This window comes from Corallococcus sp. RDP092CA, from assembly GCF_041903675.1.
Lineage (GTDB): Bacteria > Myxococcota > Myxococcia > Myxococcales > Myxococcaceae > Corallococcus.
This window is the reverse complement of sequence record NZ_JAYESI010000037.1, coordinates 16,470-37,718: the sequence shown is the minus strand read 5'-3', so window position 1 is coordinate 37,718 and position 21,249 is coordinate 16,470. Positions and strand designations below refer to the sequence as shown.

The 21,249-nt window shown below is 71.2% G+C and carries 16 protein-coding genes and 1 pseudogene; 12 read left to right on the top strand and 5 right to left on the bottom strand.

Annotated features, from left to right (window positions below; genetic code table 11):
• The first annotated feature begins 2 nt into the window (after positions 1-2).
• From U8525_RS29450 to U8525_RS29415, 8 genes are all read left to right on the top strand, one after another.
• Entirely contained in the window at positions 3-1,169 is a 1,167-nt protein-coding gene (locus U8525_RS29450; protein WP_374270038.1) for an acyl-CoA dehydrogenase family protein, read from the top strand.
• A gap of 11 nt (positions 1,170-1,180) precedes the next feature.
• Positions 1,181-2,059 (top strand): SDR family oxidoreductase, encoded by an 879-nt coding sequence (locus tag U8525_RS29445; protein WP_374270037.1) that lies wholly within the window; start codon positions 1,181-1,183, stop codon positions 2,057-2,059.
• 1 nt (position 2,060) lies between these two features.
• Positions 2,061-3,677 (top strand): acyl-CoA carboxylase subunit beta, encoded by a 1,617-nt coding sequence (locus U8525_RS29440; protein ID WP_374270036.1) that lies wholly within the window; start codon positions 2,061-2,063, stop codon positions 3,675-3,677.
• A gap of 10 nt (positions 3,678-3,687) precedes the next feature.
• Positions 3,688-5,700, top strand: coding sequence for an acetyl-CoA carboxylase biotin carboxylase subunit (locus U8525_RS29435; RefSeq protein ID WP_374270035.1), 2,013 nt, complete (start codon positions 3,688-3,690; stop codon positions 5,698-5,700).
• Positions 5,697-6,470 (top strand): enoyl-CoA hydratase family protein, encoded by a 774-nt coding sequence (locus U8525_RS29430; RefSeq protein ID WP_374270034.1) that lies wholly within the window; start codon positions 5,697-5,699, stop codon positions 6,468-6,470. Before U8525_RS29435 ends, U8525_RS29430 begins: the two co-directional genes overlap by 4 nt.
• A gap of 55 nt (positions 6,471-6,525) precedes the next feature.
• Entirely contained in the window at positions 6,526-8,133 is a 1,608-nt protein-coding gene (locus tag U8525_RS29425; protein WP_374270033.1) for an AMP-binding protein, read from the top strand.
• 351 nt (positions 8,134-8,484) lie between these two features.
• Entirely contained in the window at positions 8,485-11,088 is a 2,604-nt protein-coding gene (locus U8525_RS29420) for a DEAD/DEAH box helicase (protein ID WP_374270032.1), read from the top strand.
• A gap of 226 nt (positions 11,089-11,314) precedes the next feature.
• The gene (locus tag U8525_RS29415; protein ID WP_374270031.1) at positions 11,315-12,961 is read left to right on the top strand and encodes an endo alpha-1,4 polygalactosaminidase; all 1,647 of its coding nucleotides are present in this window, start codon (positions 11,315-11,317) and stop codon (positions 12,959-12,961) included.
• A gap of 11 nt (positions 12,962-12,972) precedes the next feature.
• Here U8525_RS29415 and U8525_RS29410 read toward each other — a convergent pair.
• Positions 12,973-13,116, bottom strand: a pseudogene (locus tag U8525_RS29410) (hypothetical protein); the annotation flags it as partial.
• Between the two features lie 168 nt (positions 13,117-13,284).
• Here U8525_RS29410 and U8525_RS29405 point away from each other — a divergent pair.
• Entirely contained in the window at positions 13,285-14,412 is a 1,128-nt protein-coding gene (locus U8525_RS29405) for a hypothetical protein (RefSeq protein WP_374270030.1), read from the top strand.
• An 8-nt stretch (positions 14,413-14,420) separates the two neighbouring features.
• Here the strand turns inward: U8525_RS29405 and U8525_RS29400 are convergent, their stop codons facing one another.
• The gene (locus U8525_RS29400; protein WP_374270029.1) at positions 14,421-15,179 is read right to left on the bottom strand and encodes a 2OG-Fe(II) oxygenase; all 759 of its coding nucleotides are present in this window, start codon (positions 15,177-15,179) and stop codon (positions 14,421-14,423) included.
• 272 nt (positions 15,180-15,451) lie between these two features.
• Entirely contained in the window at positions 15,452-16,177 is a 726-nt protein-coding gene (locus U8525_RS29395) for a hypothetical protein (RefSeq protein ID WP_374270028.1), read from the bottom strand.
• 138 nt (positions 16,178-16,315) lie between these two features.
• On the opposite strand from U8525_RS29395, the gene U8525_RS29390 reads away from it, so the two are divergent.
• Positions 16,316-17,479: a sensor histidine kinase gene (locus tag U8525_RS29390; RefSeq protein WP_374270027.1), complete on the top strand. Its 1,164-nt coding sequence runs from the start codon at positions 16,316-16,318 to the stop codon at positions 17,477-17,479.
• Positions 17,476-18,123 (top strand): response regulator, encoded by a 648-nt coding sequence (locus tag U8525_RS29385; protein WP_374270026.1) that lies wholly within the window; start codon positions 17,476-17,478, stop codon positions 18,121-18,123. Before U8525_RS29390 ends, U8525_RS29385 begins: the two co-directional genes overlap by 4 nt.
• A 23-nt stretch (positions 18,124-18,146) precedes the next feature.
• Here U8525_RS29385 and U8525_RS29380 read toward each other — a convergent pair whose 3' ends face one another.
• Complete coding sequence (locus tag U8525_RS29380; RefSeq protein ID WP_374270025.1) at positions 18,147-18,293, bottom strand: hypothetical protein; 147 nt, start codon at positions 18,291-18,293, stop codon at positions 18,147-18,149.
• Positions 18,294-18,506: 213 nt separating this feature from the next.
• Positions 18,507-19,001, bottom strand: coding sequence for an endonuclease V (locus U8525_RS29375; RefSeq protein ID WP_374270024.1), 495 nt, complete (start codon positions 18,999-19,001; stop codon positions 18,507-18,509).
• A 148-nt stretch (positions 19,002-19,149) separates the two neighbouring features.
• Between U8525_RS29375 and U8525_RS29370 the strand changes: the two genes are divergently transcribed.
• Positions 19,150-21,117 (top strand): DUF4185 domain-containing protein, encoded by a 1,968-nt coding sequence (locus U8525_RS29370; protein WP_374270023.1) that lies wholly within the window; start codon positions 19,150-19,152, stop codon positions 21,115-21,117.
• The last annotated feature ends 132 nt before the right edge of the window (positions 21,118-21,249 follow it).

Here is a 21,249-nt window from a genome sequence, read left to right as displayed (position 1 = left end):
CCATGCAGCACACCCAGGAGCACCGCGCCATCCGCCAGACCGTCCGCAAGTTCGTGGAGCAGGAGCTGAACCCGCACGTCGACGCCTGGGAGGCCGCGGAGATCTTCCCGGCCCGGGAGGTCTTCAAGAAGCTGGGCGAGCTCGGGCTGCTCGGCATCACCAAGCCCACGGAGTTCGGCGGGCTGGGGCTGGACGCGTCGTTCTCCGTCGCCTTCGCCGAGGAGCTGGGCCACTGCACCTGCGGCGCGCTGCCCATGGCCATCGGCGTCGTGACGGACATGGCGACGCCCGCGCTCGCCCGCTTCGGCAGCGACGCCCTGCGGCGGGAGTTCCTGGCGCCCACGCTCGCGGGCGAGCGCGTCTGCTCCATCGCGGTGAGCGAGCCCGGCGCCGGCTCCGACGTGGCCAGCGTCACGACCACGGCGCGCCGGGACGGCGACGACTACGTCATCGACGGCAGCAAGATGTGGATCACCAACGGCATGCAGGCGGATTGGATCTGCCTGCTCGCCAACACGGGTGACGGGCCCGCGCACGCGAACAAGTCGCTCATCATCGTGCCCATGGACAGCCCGGGCATCACCCGGTCGAAGATCCGCAAGCTGGGCATGTGGGCGTCCGACACGGCGCAGCTCTTCTTCGACGGCGTGCGCGTCCCCACGCGCTTCCGCATCGGCGACGAGGGGCGCGGCTTCGCCATGCAGATGCAGCAGTTCCAGGAGGAGCGGCTGTTCGTGGCGGCGAGCACGCTGGTCACCTTCGACCGGCTCATCGCGCAGACGGCCGAGTACACGCGGCAGCGCAAGGCCTTCGGCCAGTCCATCCTCGACAACCAGAGCGTGCACTTCCGGCTCGCCGAGTTGCAGACGGAGGTGGAGGCGCTCCGGGCGCTCATCTACCGGACCGTCGCCATGTACGTGGAGAACAAGGACGACCCGGAGGTCGTGAAGCTCGCGTCGATGAGCAAGCTCAAGTCGGGCCGGCTCGCCCGCGAGCTGGTGGATGGCTGCCTCCAGTACTGGGGGGGCATGGGCTTCACCTGGGACAACCCCGCCGCCCGCGCCTACCGCGACCTTCGCCTGGGCTCCATCGGCGGCGGCGCCGACGAGGTGATGCTCGGGATCATCAGCAAGGCCATGGGAACGCTGCCCCGCAAGGCGCGCGGCTGAGGAACAACACGATGGGATACCGTTCAGTCTTCGCCAGGGGTGCCTTCGCGGGTCGAACCATCATCGTCACCGGCGCCGGCAGCGGCATCGGGCGGTGCACCGCGCATGAGCTCGCGTCGCTCGGCGCGCATGTCGTCCTCGTCGGCCGCAAGCCGGAGAAGCTGGCGAAGGTCGCCGGGGAGCTGGCCGCGGAAGGCCACGCGTCCACGCAGCACTCGGTGGACATCCGCGACGAGTCCGGGGTGCGTGACATGGTGGCCGCCATCGTCCAGGCGCGCGGCCGCATCCACGGGCTCGTGAACAACGCCGGCGGGCAGTTCCCGTCGCCGCTGTCGCAGATCTCCAAGAAGGGCTTCGAGGCCGTCGTCGCCACGAACCTCACCGGCGGCTTCCTGGTCGCGCGCGAGGTGTTCACCCAGTCCATGAGCGAGCACGGTGGCGCCATCGTGAACATGCTCGCGGATGCGTGGAACGGCATGCCAGGGATGGGGCACTCGGGCGCGGCGCGCGCCGGCATGTTCAACCTGACGCAGACGGCCGCCGTCGAGTGGGCCTCCTCCGGGGTCCGCGTGAACGCCGTGGCGCCCGGCTGGGTGGCCTCCAGCGGCCTGGACACCTACGAGGACCCCTTCGTGCGAGAGATGATCCCCATCCTGCGCAAGCAGGTGCCCCTGCACCGGCTGGCCACCGAGGCGGAGGTGAGCGGCGCCATCGTGTTCCTCCTCTCCGACGTGGCGGCGTTCATCACCGGCGAGGTCATCCGCATCGATGGGGGCGCGTCCTGCAACACGAAGACGTTCCCGCTGTCCGAGCACTCGAACTCGAAGCCCTACGACGGGTTCCACCTCGCGGCGCCGCCCTCCATCCTCGACGGCCCGAAGGAGCAGTGACGTGCCCACGCTCGTCTCGCAGGTCGAACCGGCCTCCGCCACCTTCACCGCGCAGCGCAAGGAGATGCTCGACCGCGTCGCCGAGCTGCGGGCCATCGAGCAGAAGTCGCGCGACACCGAGCAGCAGGCCCGCGACAGGTTCAAGCAGCGCGGGCAGCTCCTGCCGCGTGAACGGCTGGCGCTGCTGCTCGACCGGGGCTCGCCGTTCCTGGAGCTCTCCACGCTCTGCGGCTACAAGCACCACGACGACACCGACGGCTCGCTGGCCGGGGGCAACACCCTCATCGGCATCGGCTTCGTGTCCGGCGTGCGCTGCCTGGTGTTCGTGAGCAACTCCGCCGTGAAGGGCGGCACCGCGACGCCCTGGGGCGTCCAGAAGGCGCTGCGCTCGCAGGAGATCGCGCTGGAGAACCGGCTGCCCGTGGTGTCGCTCGTGGAGAGCGGTGGCGCGAACCTGCTCTACCAGCAGGAGATCTTCGTCCCGGGTGGGGAGACCTTCTACAACCAGGCGAAGCTGTCCTCGGCGGGCATCCCCCAGGTCACCGTCGTCCACGGTTCGAGCACGGCGGGCGGCGCGTACATCCCGGGCCTCTCCGACCACGTCGTGATGGTGCGCGGCAAGGCGAAGGTGTTCCTCGCCGGGCCTCCGCTGCTGCTCGCGGCCACGGGCGAGGTCGCCACGGACGAGGACCTGGGCGGCGCGGAGATGCACACCGCCGTGGCCGGCACCTCGGACCACCTGGCCGAGGACGACGCCGACGGCATCCGCATCGCGCGGGAGATCGTCGCGTCGCTGGGGTGGAATGATGCCCTGCCGGCGGTCGCGCGCCCCGCCTTCGAGCCGCCGCGCTACGCGGTGGAGGAGCTGTGCGGCGTGGTTCCCATGGACCACCGCAAGCCCTACGACTGCCGCGAGGTGATTGCCCGGCTCGTGGACGGCTCGGACTTCTCGCCCTTCAAGGACGAGTACGACGCGCTCACCGTCTGCGGCTGGGCGCGCATCGAGGGCCGGGCGGTGGGCATCATCGGCAACAACGGGCCCATCACGGCGAAGGGCGCGACGAAGGCGGGGCAGTTCATCCAGCTCTGCTGCCAGGCGCGCACGCCCATCGTCTACCTGCAGAACACCACGGGCTACATGGTGGGGACGCAGTCGGAGCAGGGCGGCATCGTGAAGCATGGCGCGAAGATGCTTCAGGCGGTGGCCAACGCGACCGTGCCGCAGCTGACCATCCTCCTGGGGGGAGCCTTTGGCGCGGGCAACTACGGCATGTGCGGCCGCGCGTTCCACCCGCGCTTCATCTTCGCCTGGCCCAATGCGCGCACGGCGGTGATGGGCGGCGAGCAGGCGGCGAAGGTGCTGACCATCGTCGCCACGGAGAAGGCGCGGCGCGCGGGGCTGCCGCCTGACCAGGAGTTCCTGGACGGGATGGCGAAGCCGCTCATCGAGCAGTTCGACCGTGAGTCGGATGCCTTCCATTGCAGCGCGCGGCTGTTCGACGACGGCGTCATCGACCCCCGGGACACGCGGCGGGTGCTCGGGTTCCTCCTGGCCACGTGTGACGAGGCTTCGCGCCGCACGCTGGCGCCCAACTCCTTCGGCGTCGCCCGGCTGTAGCGAGGGGATCATGAAACGCATCCACAAGGTGCTGGTGGCGAACCGGGGAGAGATCGCCGTGCGCGTGCTGCGCACGTGCCGCCGACTCGGCCTGCGCACGGTCGCGGTCTTCTCCGACGCGGACCGGGACGCTCCTCACGTGCGGCTGGCGGATGAGGCCATGCACCTGGGGCCTCCGCCCGCGAAGGAGTCCTATCTCTCCATCGAGCGGGTCCTCGCCGCGGCGAAGGCGTCCGGCGCGGATGCCATCCATCCCGGCTACGGCTTCCTGTCGGAGAACGAGGACTTCGCGCGAGCGTGCGAAGCGGCCGGCTTCGTGTTCGTCGGGCCGCCGGCGGAAGCCATCGAGCTGATGGGGAACAAGCGGCAGGCGAAGCTGCGCATGCAGGCCGCGGACGTGCCCTGCATCCCCGGCTATGAAGCGGCCCGCCCCGGAGAAGCCCTTGACGATGAGGCCCTGGTCCGCGAGGGCCAGCGCGTGGGGTTCCCCCTCATGGTGAAGGCGGCCGCGGGCGGCGGCGGCCGCGGCATGCGCCTGGTCCGCGAGCCAGGCGCGCTGCTGGAGGCCATCCGCTCCGCCCGCTCGGAGGCGACGAACGCGTTCGGCAGCGGCGAGCTGATCCTCGAACGAGCCATCGAGGGGGCGCGCCATGTCGAAGTGCAGGTCTTCGCGGACGCGCACGGGAACGCGGTGCACCTGGGGGAGCGCGACTGCTCCGTCCAGCGCCGGCACCAGAAGGTGATTGAAGAGAGTCCGTCCCCGGCCGTGACGCCCGAGCTGCGCGAGCGCATGGGGGCCGTGGCGGTGCAGGCAATCCGCGCCATCGGGTATCGCGGCGCGGGGACCATCGAGTTCCTCCTGGCGCCCGATGGCGACTTCTTCTTCATGGAGATGAACACGCGCCTTCAGGTGGAGCACCCGGTGACGGAGCTCATCACCGGGCTCGATTTGGTCGAGTGGCAGATGCGCGTCGCCGACGGTGAGCCGCTCCCGCGGACCCAGCCGGAGATCACCTGGCGCGGGCACGCCATGGAGGCGCGCCTGTGCGCGGAGGATCCAGCCAGGGGGTTCCTGCCGCAGACGGGCCGGCTCCTCGCGTGGGAGCCACCCGCGGGGGAGGGCGTCCGCGTGGACCATGGCGTGCGCGCAGGCCAGGACATCACGCCGTTCTACGACTCCATGCAGGCGAAGGTCATCGCGTATGGGCCGGACCGCGAGACGGCGCGCGAGCGGCTGGCCGCGGCGCTGCGGGAGCTGACGGTGTTCGGCGTCACGACGAACAGCACCTTCATCCAGTACGTCCTCGAGCACGAGGCGTTCCGACGCGGCCGGTACGACACGGGCTTCGTCGGCGCGCACGCGCCCCCGGAGGCGCTGCAAGCGCTCGGGCGGGCTTCGACGGAGGAGCAGGCCCTCCTGGCAGCGTTGCTCTTCCACGACGACGCGCAGGCGCTCGCCCGGAAGGGCGGCTTCGACGCGACGCTCACGGGCTGGAGCAGCTCCTACGCCCTGCCGGTGCCGGTCAGCCTGCACGACGGCGCTTCGGAGCTCCGCGCTTCCGTGCGCCCCGTCGCACCGGAGGCCTACGAGGTCCGCGTCGGCGACACCCTGGTCGCGCTCTCGCTGCGCGCCCTCGCCCCCGAGCGCGCCGAGGTCGAGGTGGCGGGGCGGCGCCGCGCGGTCCGCTACCGCCGCGCGGGGAGCACCCTGTGGTGCACGCTCGACGGCGTCACGCGCCAGCTGCGCGATGTCTCCTTCCGGCCGCCCTCCGAGCGCGAGCGCGCCAGCGACGGCCGGCTGCGCGCGCCCATGGATGGCCGCATCATCCGGGTGAGCGCCGAGGTCGGCGCGACCGTGAAGCGGGGCGACGTGCTGGTGGTGCTCGAAGCGATGAAGATGGAGTCGTCCCTCATCGCGCCCACGGATGGCGTGGTCACGGCGGTGAACGTCACGGTCGGGGCGCAGGTGCCGGCACGGCACGTCGTCGCGGTCGTCTCCCCAGCAGCGAAGGAGGCAGCATGAGTGATGCACCGCTCGTCCGGTATGAAGTCTCCCGTGGCGTCGCCACCCTCACGCTCGACTCGCCCCGCAACCGCAACGCGCTGTCGCGGGCGCTCGTCACGCAGCTGCTGGAGCAGCTGCGCGCCGTGGGCTCCACTCCGGAGGTGCGCGCGGTCGTGCTCGCGGCCACCGGGCCCGCGTTCTGCGCTGGCGCGGATCTCTCGGAGATGACCGACGGTGGCGCGGCGAAGGCGCCCGCCGTGCTGCTCGACGTGCTGCGGGCGATCGTCACGCTGCCCCAGCCTGTCGTCGCGAAGGTCGCCGGGCAGGTGCGGGCCGGCGGCATCGGCATCGTGGGCGCGTGCGACGTGGCGGTCGTCGCGGAGTCCGTGAAGTTCGCCTTCACGGAGGCGCGCATCGGCGTGACGCCCGCGGTCATCTCCCTCACCACGCTGCCGCACCTGACCAGCCGGGCCGCGAGCCGCTACTTCCTCACGGGGGAGGCCTTCGACGCGGCCGAGGCCGCGCGCACCGGGCTCATCACCTCCGCGGTGCCGGACGCGTCGCTGGACGGCGCCGTCGAGCAGCTCCTGGAGACCTTCCGCGCGTCGTCTCCGCAGGGCCTGCGCGAGACCAAGCAGCTGGTGGCCGCGGGCCTTCGCGCGCGCCTGGACGCCGGGGGCGCCGAGATGGTCGCGCTCTCTGGTCGGCTGTTCGCCTCGGAAGAGGCCCAGGAGGGGATGCTCGCCTTCCTGGAGCGCCGGCCTCCCTCGTGGGCCGCGCCGAAATAGGCGGCGGAGGCCCCCGGTTCGACCCGACGCCCGGATGGGCGGAATGGAGCACAGGATGTCCGTGACGCAGCAGGCGCAGTCCCCGCGCATCGGCCGGATCTCACTGGGAGACATCGTCCACCGGTCGGCGTTGCGTTGGCCGGAGCGGACGGCGCTCGTCGATGGAGACCTCGAGTTCTCCTATGCGGAGCTCGACCGGCGCTCGAACGCATTCGCGCACTACCTGCTCGCGCAGGGGCTCCCCCGGGGCGCGCGCGTCGCGATGCTCTGTGGCAACTCGGCGCAGATGGTCACCGCCTTCGTGGGCATCTACAAGTCGGGGCTCGTCTGGGTGCCCATCAACACCGGCCTGTCGGTGGAGGGCATCCAGTACATCCTGGAGCACGCCGAGGCGACCCACGCCGTCATCGACGCCGAGCTCCTCGCGAAGCCCGGGCTGCGGCCGATGCTCGACGCGCTGGGCACCCGCATCATCGTCTGCGTGCCGGAGGGGCAGGCGGCGCCGGGGGGCGACACGGTGGCGTTCCTGGACACGCTGAAGGGCCAGCAAGGCACGTTGCCGACGGTGGACATCGCGAGCGGTCAGCTCGCGCAGATCATGTACACCAGCGGCACCACCGGCCAGCAGAAGGGCGTGATGCACTCGCACGCGTCGGTGCAGGCGGCGCTGAGCGGGAACCTGTTCGAGCTGGGGATGCGCCCCGCGGACTCCACCATCTGCGTGCTGCCGATGTTCCACTGCGCGCAGCACGCCATCGTGATGACGTTCCTCCTGGCCGGCGCGACCGTCGTCGTGCGGCGGGTGTTCGACCCGGGCGCGATGCTCGCGACCATCGCGCAGCGGGGCATCACGTTCCTGCTGGGCCTGCCGGTGATGTACGGCGCGATGCTGGCGCACCCGGCGCGTCCCACCACGAACCTGTCCAGCCTGCGCCTGTGCCTCTATGTGATGGCGCCCATGGCGCGCACGATGCTCGTGGAGCTCATCGAGCACTTCTGCCCGGGAGGCTTCGCGCTCGCGTCGGGGCAGACGGAGATGTACCCGGCCACGACCATGTTCAAGCCGGAGCAGCAGCTCAAGCGCTTCGGCTCGTACTGGGGCGACTCGGTCGTGACGAACGAGACGGCCATCATGGACGACGAAGGCCGGCTGCTCGGGCGTGGCGAGGTGGGGGAGATCGTCCATCGCGGGCCGAACGTGATGCTCGGCTATTACAAGGACCCGGAGGCGACGGCGAAGGCGAGCGCCTTCGGCTGGCACCACACCGGCGACCTGGGCATGTTCGACGCCGACGGCCAGCTCCTCTTCGTGGACCGCAAGAAGGACATGATCAAGACGGGCGGAGAGAACGTCCCGTCCATCAAGGTCGAGGAGGTCCTCCTGCGTCACCCCGCGGTGTTGCAGGTCGCGGTGGTGGGCCTGCCGCACGCGCGCTGGACGGAGGCCGTGACGGGCTTCGTCGTGCTCAAGCCGGGTGCCTCCGCGACGGAGGCGGAGCTCCACGCCCATTGCCGTCAGCACCTCGGCGGGTTCGAGGTGCCGAAGGCCATCGTCCTGCTCCCGGCCATGCCGCAGACCAGCACCGGCAAGGCGCAGAAGTTCGTGCTCCGGCAGCAGTATGCGGGGCACTACGAAGACGGGAGCGGTCAGGCCGGCGCGTAGCCGCCCTCCCAGCGGGGCAGCAGCCGCGGGTCACGGCGTGAGCGACGTCCAGGCGCAGGCCGGACGTCCGCCCAGGAGGCCGAAGGGCTTCCACTCCAGGACACCGTCCTCGGCCCCGTCTTCAGCCAGGGCTTCACGGACGCGGGATGGAAGGCCTGGGCCCGTGAGCCTCGTGCGTGACAACCCGCCCACGCTCTATCTGGACACGGAGGGCGTGAACGCGGAGGGCACTGCTGGGACGGCCATCGTTCGCGTCGCGCTCTGCCCCGGTCCGAACGGCCGGGCTCCGAAGTGGGCCCGGCCGGGGGAAGTGCTTACTCTGGGCACCGCTCGTGCGTATCACTCGCATTCGTGCGCACGCCCACCGACCGCTTCCTGCCACCCCACGCTGATGCTCCCTCCCCGCGCGGCCGGGTCGTGGTCATCGCGCCCACGCGTGCCGCGTGCGAGACCATCGAGCTGGCGCTCGGGCTGGAGCTGCGCACGCACTTGCAAGAGCACCACGGCGAGCGCCTGCGCGCACTGGCGCGAAGCGGGCAGGGGTTCGGCATCGTCGCGGGCACTGGGACGGGCAAGACGCTCGCCATCCGGCCCATCGCGGAGGAGCTCGTGGGCCGGCGGCCCCTGCGGGTGGCGGTGGTCAACCGCGAGCGGGAGGCCACCGCGGAGACGCAGCTCGCGGACGTGGCCATCGTCACCACCGGCATCGCGCGGCGCTGGTTCCAGGGCGGCGCCATCCGGCGTGAGGACACGCTCATCGTGGATGAGATCCACCAGACCTCCGCCGAGCTGGAGCTGTGCCTGGCCCTGGGCAAGCGCGTGGGCTGCCGCTTCATCTGGCTGTCCGCCACGGTGGACCCTGCCTTCTACGCGCGCTACCTGGACAGCGCGGACGTGCTCCAGGTGTCTACCTTCGACCCGAGCAAGGCGGCCCGGGTGGAGGTGGAGCGCCGCCAGCCGCTGTCCTTCCTCGACGAGGACTTCCTGCGGGACGTGTCTCGGCGAGGGCGCGGCGTGGGCGTGTTCCTGGCCACGCGCGCGGGCGTGGAGGAGGCGGCGGCCCACGTGCGCGCCCTCTCGCCGGAGGTGCACGCGGCGCACTACCACGGCGGTGAACCGCTGCGCGCCATCCGCCCCTTCCTGGAGGGCACGGCGCCCCGGCCCTTCGTGCTCGCGATGACGGCGGCGGGGCAGAGCGCGCTCAACGTGCCGGGCCTGGACACGGTCGTCATCGACGACCTGCGCTTCACGAACGTGGTGGAGGGCGGCCGCAACGTGCTCACCCGCGTGCACCTGGGCAACAACGAGCTCTTGCAGATGGCGGGGCGCGTGCACGGGCGGGTGGAGGGCGGCCGCGTCTTCATCCTGAGCGACCGGCCCATCCACTTCGCCTCGCTGCGGCCCACCGAGCCCGAGTTCCAGCTCGCGGGCGAGCCGGAGCGGGTGGCGCTCACCGCGGCGGCGCTGGGCGTGTGGGCGGATGCGCTGGACCTGCCCGTTCCGCTGGACCGCGCTGCCTACCGGCGGGCGCTCACGAGGTTGCAGGCGCGCGGCATCGTGGACGCGGAGGGCCGGCTGTCCGACTACGGCCGCGCGGTGGAGGCCCTGCCCGTGGAGCGTCCGTGGGCGGAGCTCATCGTCAACGCGGAGGACGCGCTGTTGCCCTTCCTCGCGGTGTGCAGCGCCGTGGAGTCCCTGCACCGGATGACGCGCGAGGAGCGGAACCTGGAAGGGGTGCTCGTGCCCGGCAGTGACCACCTGACCGCGTACAACCTGTACTCCGAGGCCTTCCGTGAAGCGGGCACGGTGGGGGAGGTGCAGGGGCTGCCGCGCCACGTCTTCGACCCGGAGAAGCTCGCGGCCTGGGCGGAGGGGCGCGGCGTGCTGGTGAAGGCCCTGGAGGACGCGGCGCTCGCGATGGCGAGCGTGTACCGGAGCGTGGGACTGGCGCTGCCCGCGCGCATGCCCTTCGCGAGCCCCCGCGTCTACGAGCGCTTCTGCGACCTGCTCGCGCGCTTCATGCCCTTCGACCTGGTCATCGACGAGCGCACGGCCTGGGGCGAGACCGCGCGCGTGTCGAAGACGAGCGTGTGCGGCAACCTGGGCGCGGTGGTGGGCACGCTGCGCTACTTCGCCGACCGCAACGGTGATTCGCAGGCCGCCATCGAAGGCACCCAGCTGCCCCAGGCGCTGCTGCGCCGCCATGCCCACCGTCAGGCGGTGGCGCCGGCCTACGACGCGCGCTTCCGCTCGGTCGTGCTCGAAAAGCGGCTGGACTTCTTCGGCTTCGAGCTGGAGCGGGAAGTGGAGGTGCTGCGCGCCTGGGGCCCGGAGCTCGCCAAGGCGGCCCGGCACGCGCTCGCCGAGGCGCTGGCGCGGGGCGACGCGCCGCATCCCGCGGTGGACCGTCACCGGGTCGCCATCGCCGAGGTGCGCGAGCTGTGGCGGCGCTCGGGAGGGACCACCGCGCCACTCGGCTTCCAGGAGCTCACCGCGCTCTATGAGGCGCAGCTCGACGGCGTGGACACGCTCGATGACTTCCGGGCGCGCCCGCTGCGGCTCGACCTGGACGCGCTCGTGCCGCCCGCGACGCGTCAGGCCCTCCTGGCGCTCCCGGACACGGTGGCGGTCCGCGAGCAGCCGGTGCCGCTCGAATACGACGTGGAGGAGCTGGCGGACGGCGCCCCACGGGGCGTGGTGCGGCTGCACCTCCCGGAGAAGCTGGCTCGCACGCTGGTGGAGGAGGAGCTGCCATCGCTGGACCGTCCCCTGCGCTTCAGCGTGGCCCGGGGCAGGCGGGGCGTGCTCCAGGCCCGCTCGCTCCTGGAGCTCCAGGACCTGCTCGACCAGCCATGGATGCCCGACGAGATCGCCGAGGCCACGCGCGAGCGCCGGCCCCAGGAGCGCGGCGTCCCCAGACCTGGAGGCCGGAGGGGCGGCAGGCGATGGCGCTGACCGCCACCGTCCCGCTCACGCGCGCCGTTGGGCGATGGCGGCGAGCTGCGCCGTGACGGTGCCCCAGCCTTCGTGGAAGCCCAGGTCGTGGAGCGTGTTCCGGTCCGCGCGGTTCTCGTGCATCACGTGGGCGCTGTAGTCCGTGCAACGGCTCTTGACACTTGGCGCAATGGCTAAGTGATGGGAGGGGCTTTTGTGATAGCCGGGCACCAACCCTGGAGGCGTGATGTCGAAATGGAGTGTCTGGCTGCTCTCCTGTCTGTCCTTGCTGCTCCCCGGCTGCATGTCCATGGAGGCGGAGGACGCGCCGGAGCCGGAGGCCCAACAGCAAGCCCTGCCGGGCTCGGAGGTCATCGACTTCGCCTCCGCGAGCACGCAGGCGAACACGGACGCGTCTGGCAAGAGCGGCGGCATGGGCGTGCTCAAGACGAACAGCGCGAACTGCACGGTCGGCGCGTACGCGGACTGCTATGCGCAGTACATCGAGTTCAGCCCCAGCTACACGGGCTACCTGACCTTCAAGCTCTCCAGCCTTACCCAGGCCGCGCCCACCCCGGCGCAGGTCACCCAGCTCCAGCTGCTGACGAAGTACCAGGGGCCCGGGGTCGCCGCGTCCTACTACCAGTGGCAGCTCTACCGGTTCTCGACTGCCAGCTGGGTGACCATCGCCAGCTCGCAGGGGCGCGGCGACTGGGTGTGGACCCCGGTCCTGACGCTCGACCTCCCGAGCCCCGAGGTGGCCTCGAACTTCGTGTCGAGCACCGGCGACATCCGCGCGCGCATCATCCAGGGGGCGGGCTCGGACTCGGCGCAGCTCGACAGCCTGCGCCTCCAGGTGTCATGGGACATCGCCACGTCGTGCACGCCGGAGACGGATGCGGCCTTCTGTGCGCGGTTGGGCAAGGACTGTGGGCAGGTGAGCGGCACCGACAACTGCGGCCAGGCGCGCACGGCCTCCACATGCGGCACCTGTCAGGGCCCGGCGACGTGCGGCGGTGGCGGCACCGCGAATGTCTGTGGCGAGGCTTCCGCCTGCACGGTGGCGACCTTCCCCAGGGGCACCACCTGGATGTGGGACCTGGAGCACGCGTCCATTCCCACGAACCTCGACGCGCAGGTCTACGTCGTGGACCTCTTCAATACGACGAGCGCGAAGATCCAGGAGTACAAGACCGCCGGCAAGAAGGTGGTCTGCTACTTCAGCGCGGGCACCTACGAGGACTGGCGGGACGACGCGAACCAGTTCCCACAAGACACCTGGTGCAGCCCCGGGGAGAACTGCGCGCAGTCCATCCACATCCTGGGCGACTGGTGCACGAGCGGCGGTGGCTGTGAGTGGTGGCTGGACCACCGCAAGCCGGCGGTGCGGACGGTGATGACGTCGCGCCTGCAACTGGCGAAGAACAAGGGCTGCGACGCGGTGGAGCCGGACAACGTCGACGGCTACTCACACGACGATGAAATCAGTTGCACCGACCAGGCCTGCTGGGGCCTCACGGCGGCGAACCAGCTGGACTACAACCGCTGGCTGGCCACCACCGCCCACTCGCTGTGTCTGGGCATCGCGCTCAAGAACGACGTGGATCAGGTCCCGGCGCTCGCGGACTCCTTCGACTTCGCCATCAACGAGGAGTGCCAGAAGTACAGCGAGTGCGGCGTCTACAAGGCGGCGTTCACCAACAAGAACAAGGCCGTCTTCAACGCCGAGTACCGCAAGGACTCGAGCGGGGACACCACCAACTGGACGTCGTGCACCGGAACCGGGGCGACCTGCGCCTGCGGTGAGAGCGGCTTCGCCCAGGGCGACCTGCGCACCCTGGTCTTCACCACCGCGTCCGTCCGGTACGACAACCTCCAGTTCGCCTGCTGGTGAGCGGGGTGGGCCGGGGTCGTCGTCAGGCCCCGGCTCCTTCCGGGCTCTCGGTACGCGACCGTCGCCGTGTACTTGAGCGTCAGGACGACCAGCGTCGCGAGCGCCGCGACCCCCAACACGTGGGGCAGGACGCGCGGCAGGATGGTGCCGCGCACGACGAACAGGCGTTTGAGGAAGCCAGGGCGGGGGCGGACGATCACGGGCGCGTCTCGTGCCCCCAATCTCCGACAGCCGCAAGCGGTGCGCGCTGTGAGGCCGCGGCTCACTCTTGTTCATCCGGGGGTGTACCCGCCGCCCTAGACTGCCGTCTTCCTGGAGGCTGCATGTACCCGAAGAGACTTCGCCGGTTCCCTGTGTCCACGTGGCTCTCGCTCGCCGCGGGGGTGGCGCTGGTGTGCGCCGCGGGCTGCTCGAGCGACGACGTGGACGTCCCCAACCCGCTGACCAACCCGAAGGACGGGCCCCCGGCTGGCAACCCGAACGCCGAGGCGACCTGCGGCGTGCCCGCCGAGGCGGGGCTCGCGGACGTCTCCAAGCCCACCACCGTCGTGGGGACGGGGACGCCGGCCAGCTGCACGTCGGACGCCTTCGTCAGCGCCGTGGCGAAGGGTGGGGTGATCACCTTCGACTGCGGGCCGGAGCCGGTGACCCTCACGCTCGACAGGACGGCGAAGATCTTCAATGACAAGGGGCCGGAGATCGTCATCGACGGCAAGGGGCTGGTGACGCTCAGCGGGGCGGGCAGGCACCGCATCCTCTACATGAACACCTGTGATCAGGCGCAGGTGTGGACGACCTCCCACTGCCAGGACCAGGACCACCCCCGGCTGACGCTCCAGAACCTCACCTTCGTGGACGCCAGCTCCAAGAGCGAGACGGAGTACGACGGCGGCGGGGCGGTCTGGGTGCGCGGCGGGCGGGTGAAGGTCATCAACTCGCGCTTCTTCAACAACGTGTGCGCGGACGCCGGACCCGACGTCGGCGGGGGGGCGCTGCGGGTGTTCGACCAGTACGACGACCAGCCTGTCTACGTGGTGAACACGACCTTCGGCGGCAAGGAGGGTTACGGCGGGGTCTGCTCCAACGGCGGCGGCATCAGCAGCATCGGCGTGTCGTGGACCATCATCAACAGCCTCTTCTCGTACAACCGGGCCATCGGCAACGGCGCCAACCCCGCCCAGCCGGGCACGCCCGGCGGCGGCAGCGGCGGGGCCATCTACAACGATGGCAACACGATGACGCTGTCCCTCTGCGGCACGCGCATCGAGCACAACGAGGTCAATGCCCACGGCAGCGCCATCTTCTTCGTGAGCAATGACCACTCGGGCGACATCCGCATCGACCGCTCGGTCATCCAGAACAACAAGGGGGGCTCCTGGTACGAGACCTATCCGCAGATCTCGAACCACGCGGACACGCCCATCCGGGTGACGAACTCCACGATTGAGTGACAGGGGTTTCAGGACCGCGTCGGAGCCCAGAGGGCGCTGTGGGCTTCCGGCGCGTCCGGGGACTCCTCCGCCGTGTAGAAGTAGGCCGCCACCGTGGCCCGGCCTCGTCCCTCGGGACACGCCAGCGCGGTGGGGTGGCCGTGCCAGTGGGTGTCGCCGTGCGCCATCACGACCAGGCGGTCCAGGACCGGAGCGATGCGCGCCTCGCACCGGGAGAGGTCGGCGCTCCATAGCTCCAGGTCCCCGCCCCACTCGGGCGCCCAGCCTGGGTTCAGGTAGTACAGGACGGTGAGCCGGCGCGAGAGGGCGCGGGTGCGGTCGCGGTTGAAGTCCGCGTGGAGCGCCAGGTGGCCACCGGGCAGCGTGAGGTGCAGCCCCGCGCCCCGGAAGTGCGGATCCGCGATGAGTCCCTTCACGCCGGTGAGCGTCTCCAGGAAGTCGAGGAACGCCATGCCGGAGAGCTCCGCGAGCAGGTGCCGCAGCGCCCCGGGCACGCCCTCGAAGCCCTTGCGCTGAAGCTGTCCCAGGCGCGCCGCCTGCTCCGGATGGTCGCGGCGCATCCACGGGGCCTCGGTCGCGCCTGGAAAGACCCCGGCCAGTGCGCTCGCCAACCGCTCTCCCAGGAACCCGTCGATGACGACGTGCGGATGCGGCCGCGCGGCTCCGTAGGCGTCACGGTGCGCCAGCGCGAGTGAGCGGAGCGCGCTCCGGCTGAAGAAGAAGCTGGGACCCCGCAATGGGCCCTCTTCAACGGTGGCGACGCTCACGAGACCTCTTCCGCTTGGGGTTTGCGGCCTTCGATGATGCCATGCGTGCGCGAACCCAGACAGGAGCGGCCATGGCGACGACGAAGACCCGAGTCCCGCGGACCATCGACGCATATGAGGTCCGCGAGGCCATGCGCCAGCGCTGGTCGAAGCTCATCGCCCAGGTCGCATAGGGGGAGGCCCGTTTCATCATGGGAGGCCTGTCCCCCTGACCCAGGCTTCACGGATCCCCAGGTCAGGAGCAGCCACATTCCCGTGGCTTGCAGGGCGGTTCACCGCGCGCGCGCGGGCTGAATCTCCCCCGGGAGCCCCTGGCCCGTTCCCGCCGGGGCCTTCCGCGCGAAGCGCTGGCGGTAGGCGCGCGTCCAGAGCTTCAGCCCCACCACCCCCACCACCGTGGGTCCCAGGAAGAGCGCGAGCTGAAGGCCTTCGATGCCGAGGTGCTTGGCGTTCACCACCAGGGCGGCGGTGATGGTGCCGATGCCCGAGGCCACCATGGCGCCCATGTGCTGGAACCACCAGTGCATCCGCTCCCGGGGCGGGCGCAGCCAGTACCACAGCCCGGTCGTCCCGGAGAGGAGGCCCACCGGCGCGAAGCCCCACAGCAGCGGCACGTTCATCCGCAGCCCGTACGCCAGGGTGAAGAGCCCCAGGCACAGCAGCAGCGCGGACAGGCCCAGGTCCAGCGGGTGCGTGCTCGCCCCGGTGCGGGTCTTCGTCCGCAGCACGCGCACCCCCATGGACGCGGAGGCCGCGCTGAGCACCGCGATGTAGATGAAGAAGAGGTCCATGGGCCGCGCCCCCGGTGCCAGGAGGAAGCGCCATCCCGAGATGGCTAGCGCGGAGATCGCGGCGGAGATCATCGCGCCCACGTAGGTCCAGCCCACGCGCCGGTGCAGGGGGCCTCCCTTGCGCGCCACCAGGGGCAGCCAGAGCGTGACGAACGCGACGACCCCCGAGGCGATGTGGAGCCAGTGGGCGAGCAGATAGAGCGACACGGGTGCCTCCGACGTGCTGCGAGTCCGGAGGCCAAGGTACGCGCCGGCGCGGCGGCCTCCATCTGGCGGAAGTCACACGGGCCGCATGTGACTTCCGGCACATGGCCCCGGTGCCCCGGGTGGCCTAGGGTTTCCGTCATGTCCGCGCGGTCCGCCGTGACGAAGCCCGCCACCACCCACCAGCTGCTGTTCGTCGCCGGGATGCTGACCTGGGCCGTGGTCGGCTTCGCGCACGCCGAGGACCTCGCGCGCGAGCCCGCGCCGTGGTGGGCGCCGGACACGCTGCTCTGGTGCGCCGCGCTCCTCGCCTTCGGTGCGGCCTTCTGGCTCCAGACGCGGGTGCAGGGCAGGGGAGCGCTGCCGCTGCTCGCCGCGCAGACGCTCGCGGCGCTCGTCTGCACCGCGGCGGGGGACAGCGGGCTGGAGGCCGCGCTGCTCGCCATCACCGCCGGGCAGGTTCCCGAGATCCTTCCCCAGCGCCGGGCGCTGGCGTGGATGGGGGCCCAGGTGGTGGGGCTGCTCGCCGTGTTCGCCGCCCAGCGCCCGCTCCTTCACGCCCTGGCGCAGACGCTCATCTACACCGGCTTCCAGGGCTTCACGTTCGGCACCGCGCTGGTGATGGTCCGCGAAGCAGAGGCTCGCCGCGAGCTGGCCCGCGTCCACGCGGAGCTCCAGGCCACCCAGGTCCTGCTCGCCAACCGCGAGCGTGAGGGCGAGCGGCTGCGCATCGCCCGAGAGCTGCACGACTCCGTGGGCCACCACCTCACCGCGCTCAGCCTCAACCTGGAGGCCGCCACGCACACCGCGAAGGACCCGGCCGCCGCTGAACACCTGCGCCGGGCCCGCGAGGCCGCCCGCACGCTCCTGTCCGAGGTGCGGCGCACGGTGACGGAGCTGCGCGAAGCCCCCGTGCCGCTCCTGCCGTCGCTGCGCGCGCTCGCGGAGGGGGCCCCGGGGCTCGACGTCCACCTGGACGTCCCGGAGGCGCTGGCGCTGGAGTCCTCCGAGGCGGCGCACTCGCTGTTCCGCTGCGTGCAGGAGGTCCTCACCAATACGCTGCGGCACGCCGGGGCCCGCAACCTGTGGATCGCCATCGCGCCCACGGAAGACGGCGGCGTGCGGGTGCACGCGCGCGACGATGGCGGCGGCGCGGCGCGGGTGACGCCCGGCGCGGGGCTCACCGGCATGCGCGAGCGCTTCACCCGGCTGGGCGGGCGCGTGGAGTGGCGCGCGGCGGCGGGGCAGGGGATGGAGCTGGAGGCCTGGCTGCCGGCCACGCCGGAGCATGGAGGGGGAACTTGAACCCGATCCGCCTGGTGCTCGCGGATGATCACGCCCTGGTGCGCCAGGGCCTGCGCAGCCTGCTGGAGCTCACGCCCGACCTGAGGGTGGTGGGCGAGGCCTCGGACGGCGAGGAGGCGCTGCGCAAGGTCGCGGAGCTGGACCCGGACGTGGTGCTCATGGACGTGCGCATGCCGCGCATGACGGGGCTGGAGGCCCTGCGCGTGCTGCGCCGCACGGACGCGGACCGGCGCGTGGTGCTGCTCACCACCTTCGACGAGGACGCCGCCCTCATCGAGGCCCTGCGCACGGGCGTGCAGGGCTTCCTCCTCAAGGACGTGTCCCTGGAGGAGCTGGCGGAGGCCATCCGGTGCGTCGCCTCCGGGCAGACGCTGCTGCCTCCCGGCGTCGCGGAGCGCGTGGCGCGCGGCATGGCGGAGGTGCCTCGCGACTTCCCTCACGCGGACCTGCCGGAGGGGCTCACCCGCCGCGAGGTGGAGGTGCTGCGCCTCATCGCGCGGGGGATGAGCAACCGGGAGATCGCCGACGCGCTGGGGACGGCGGAGGGGACGGTGAAGAACCAGACCTCCAGCATCCTCTCCAAGCTGGGCGTGAGGGATCGCACCCGCGCCGTGCTCCGCGCCATGGAGCTGGGCTGTCTTTAAGCGCGGAGCGAGTTGAAAAGCGGCTAACTGGAGGCCCAGGACGCGGGCATGGAGTGGACGGACGATGACATCCGCGAGTTCGTCGTGTTGCTCGACGCCGTCAGCTGGCCCGCGCCCAGGGTGTACGCGGAGTGCGTGGACGGCACGGGGGCGGGGGATGGCTGGTTCAACGATGGGCTGATGAAGCTGGGCCGCTACGACGTCAACCTCCAGCGGCGGCTGGAGCAGCAGCGCGTGGGGCAGAACAGCCAGCTCTTCGCCAACGGCGCGCTCAAAGTGCGGATGCTGTCCGAGCACGCCCCGCAGGAGTCGGCGGCCAACCGTGTGGGCGGCGGGCGCCCCGTCCTCGGGTCGGGGGACGGGGCGCGGTGGTGGCCGCCGCCTCAGGGCTCACGGCACAGCCGGTCCACCTGCTTCAGCAGCGTGGGCATGCGCGAAGCGCCGTGCATCCGCCGGATGTGCTCCGCGGCGGTCGCGGTCTCCATGCCGACGGCGGTGACGAGCAGGGGCCTCAGGCTCCCGCCGCGCACGATGGGGAGCGCCGGGCCGGTGGTGACATAGGGCGTCTTGGCCACGCCGATGACGGGCACCGCGCGGCAGAGCGCTTCGTACAGGTGGGCCCCCAGGCCCGGCACGCCCTCCCCGAGCCACACGTAGCCGTCCACGACGATGGCCTCCAGCGGCTCCTGCACGCCGGCGAGCACCCGCAGCAGGTGCGGCAGCTCGCGGCGGTAGAACTGGCCGGGCTCATACGGGGCCGCGATGGGGCCGCGCTCCACCAAGTGCCCGGCCTCCCTGGCGTCCGTCCAGGCGCGGAAGAGGACGCACGCGGCCACGGTGACATCCGGGCGGTAGTCCACGTCCACGCAGGCGAGCATCCCATCCTCCTCCAGAGGCCCAGGCTACACCGGCGGGGACCCCGCGCTGCTCCACCGTCCACTGGAGTCTTCCACACCCGTCGGGATACTTTCAGGATTTTTGGTTTTTGCAGTGAATACAACCTTCTTGCCGGAAGGAGTCCAGAGGATGCGGAGCGCGACGTGGAAGCGGGTGGTGGCGTTGCAGGCAGTGTGTCTGCTGGGCGGCGCGGGCACGGCCGGGGCGGTGACGCCCACGAACGTGACGAAGGTGGCGCGGGTGACGGGCGCCACGCCAGCGGGGGAGGCGCTGCCCAATCCCAATCAGACGCACACGAACTACGAGGTGTACGGCACGGACCTGGGCATCGTCTGGGACAAGGGGGGCGGTGAGGTGTTCGTCCTCTTCGGAGACACCTTCGGCGCGGGCTGGTGTGGCAACGGCGGGTGCGGCGGGGGCTGGCGCAGCAACGTGCTGGCGCGCTCGGCGGACACCACGCTGTCCAACGGCCTGTCCTTCACCACCATGGTGCAGGACGGCACCCGCCACGCGAAGGAGGTGCTGGCGTCCCGGAAGGTGGACAACGACGAGATCACCGTCATCCCCACCGCGGGCGTCACCGTGGGGTCGCGCCACTTCATCCACTACATGTCCGTGAAGCACTGGGGCGACCCGGGGCAGTGGCAGACGAACTACGCGGGCATCGCGTACTCGGATGACAACGGGCAGCGCTGGGTGAAGCACCCCACGGCGCGCTGGGCGAACACCGCGTCCTTCACGAACCCCTTCCAGATGGGCGCCTTCGTGAAGAACGGCGGCTTCGTCTACCTGTATGCCACGCCCAACGGCCGCTTCGGCAACGTGCACCTGGCGCGAGTGCCGGAGGGCGCGCTGCTGGACATCAACGCGTATCGCTACTGGGACGGCAACGGCTGGTCCGCGTCCCAGGCGGCGGCGCGGCCGGTGGTCATCGGCGTCGCGGGGGAGCTGTCCGTCGCCTACAACGCCGGGCTGGGCCGCTTCCTGATGACGTACCTCAACGAGCACCGTCAGGCCGTGGTGCTGCGCGACGCGGCCACGCCCACGGGTCCCTGGAGCGGGGAGAAGCTGCTGGCCACCGGAGCCGCCTTCCCCGGGCTCTACAACGGCTTCATCCACCCGTGGGGCAACACCGCCAGCGAGCTGTACTTCATCACCTCGCAGTGGACGCCCTACAACACGTTCCTGGTGCGCGCGACGCTCACGGCCGACGCGGACGGCAACAACCTGCTCTCCGAGCCGGGCTTCGAGACCCAAGCCGCGACGCCCACGATGGCGCCCTGGTACCTGGCGGGCGCGGGCGGCATCGACCGGGCGCTGGGCCACGCGCACTCCGGCCAGGACAACGGCTACGTGCGCGCGTCCAGCGGCTGGAACGCGCTCAAGCAGCGCGTCGTGGTGCAGCCGTACACGGACTACACGCTCAAGGGCTGGCTGCGCTCCTCGTCCAACACCACCCGGGGCTTCTTCGGCGCGCGCGCCGCGGGCAACGGCCCCATCCTGGGGGAGACGCAGTACGGCTCGCTGCCGTCCTGGGCGGAGCGCACCGTCACCTTCAACTCCGGCGCCAACTCCATCGTGGAGGTCTACGGCGGCGTGTGGGCGGACGCGGGCGACACCTGGGCGCAGCTGGATGACGTGAGCCTCACCCGGGGCTCGAACCTGGTGGCGCAGGGCGGCTTCGAACAGCAGCCGTCCTCCACGGCCACCTCGCCCTGGTACGTGCAGGGCAACGGCGGCGTGGACCGGGGGCTGGGCTTCGCGCGCACGGGCGCCAACAACGGCTTCGTGCGCAACAACACCGGCTGGAACGCGCTCAAGCAGGAGGTCGCGGTGACGCCGAACACCGTCTACACGCTGACCGGCTGGGTGAAGACGTCCTCCAACCAGGACGACGGCTACTTCGGCGCGCGCGTGCTCAACGGAGGCCCCATCCTCAACGAGGTGCACCTGACGCAGCCGCTGGGCAGCTACACGCTCCAGTCCATCACGTTCAACTCCGGCGCCAACCACAGCGTGGAGGTGTACGCCGGAACCTGGGCGAACACGGGCGACACCTGGCTGCAACTGGATGACGTGGCGGTGGTCCGCGACTGAAGGGACGCGCGGCCGTTGCCTGTCTTCGGGCTGGCGCTCAGCCCTCGGCGGTCCGGGGCCGGGCGTCATGAGAGGGCAAGGCCTTCACGTGGCTGCCGGTGAACTACAGCGTCGCCGGCCTCAAGCCCTGAG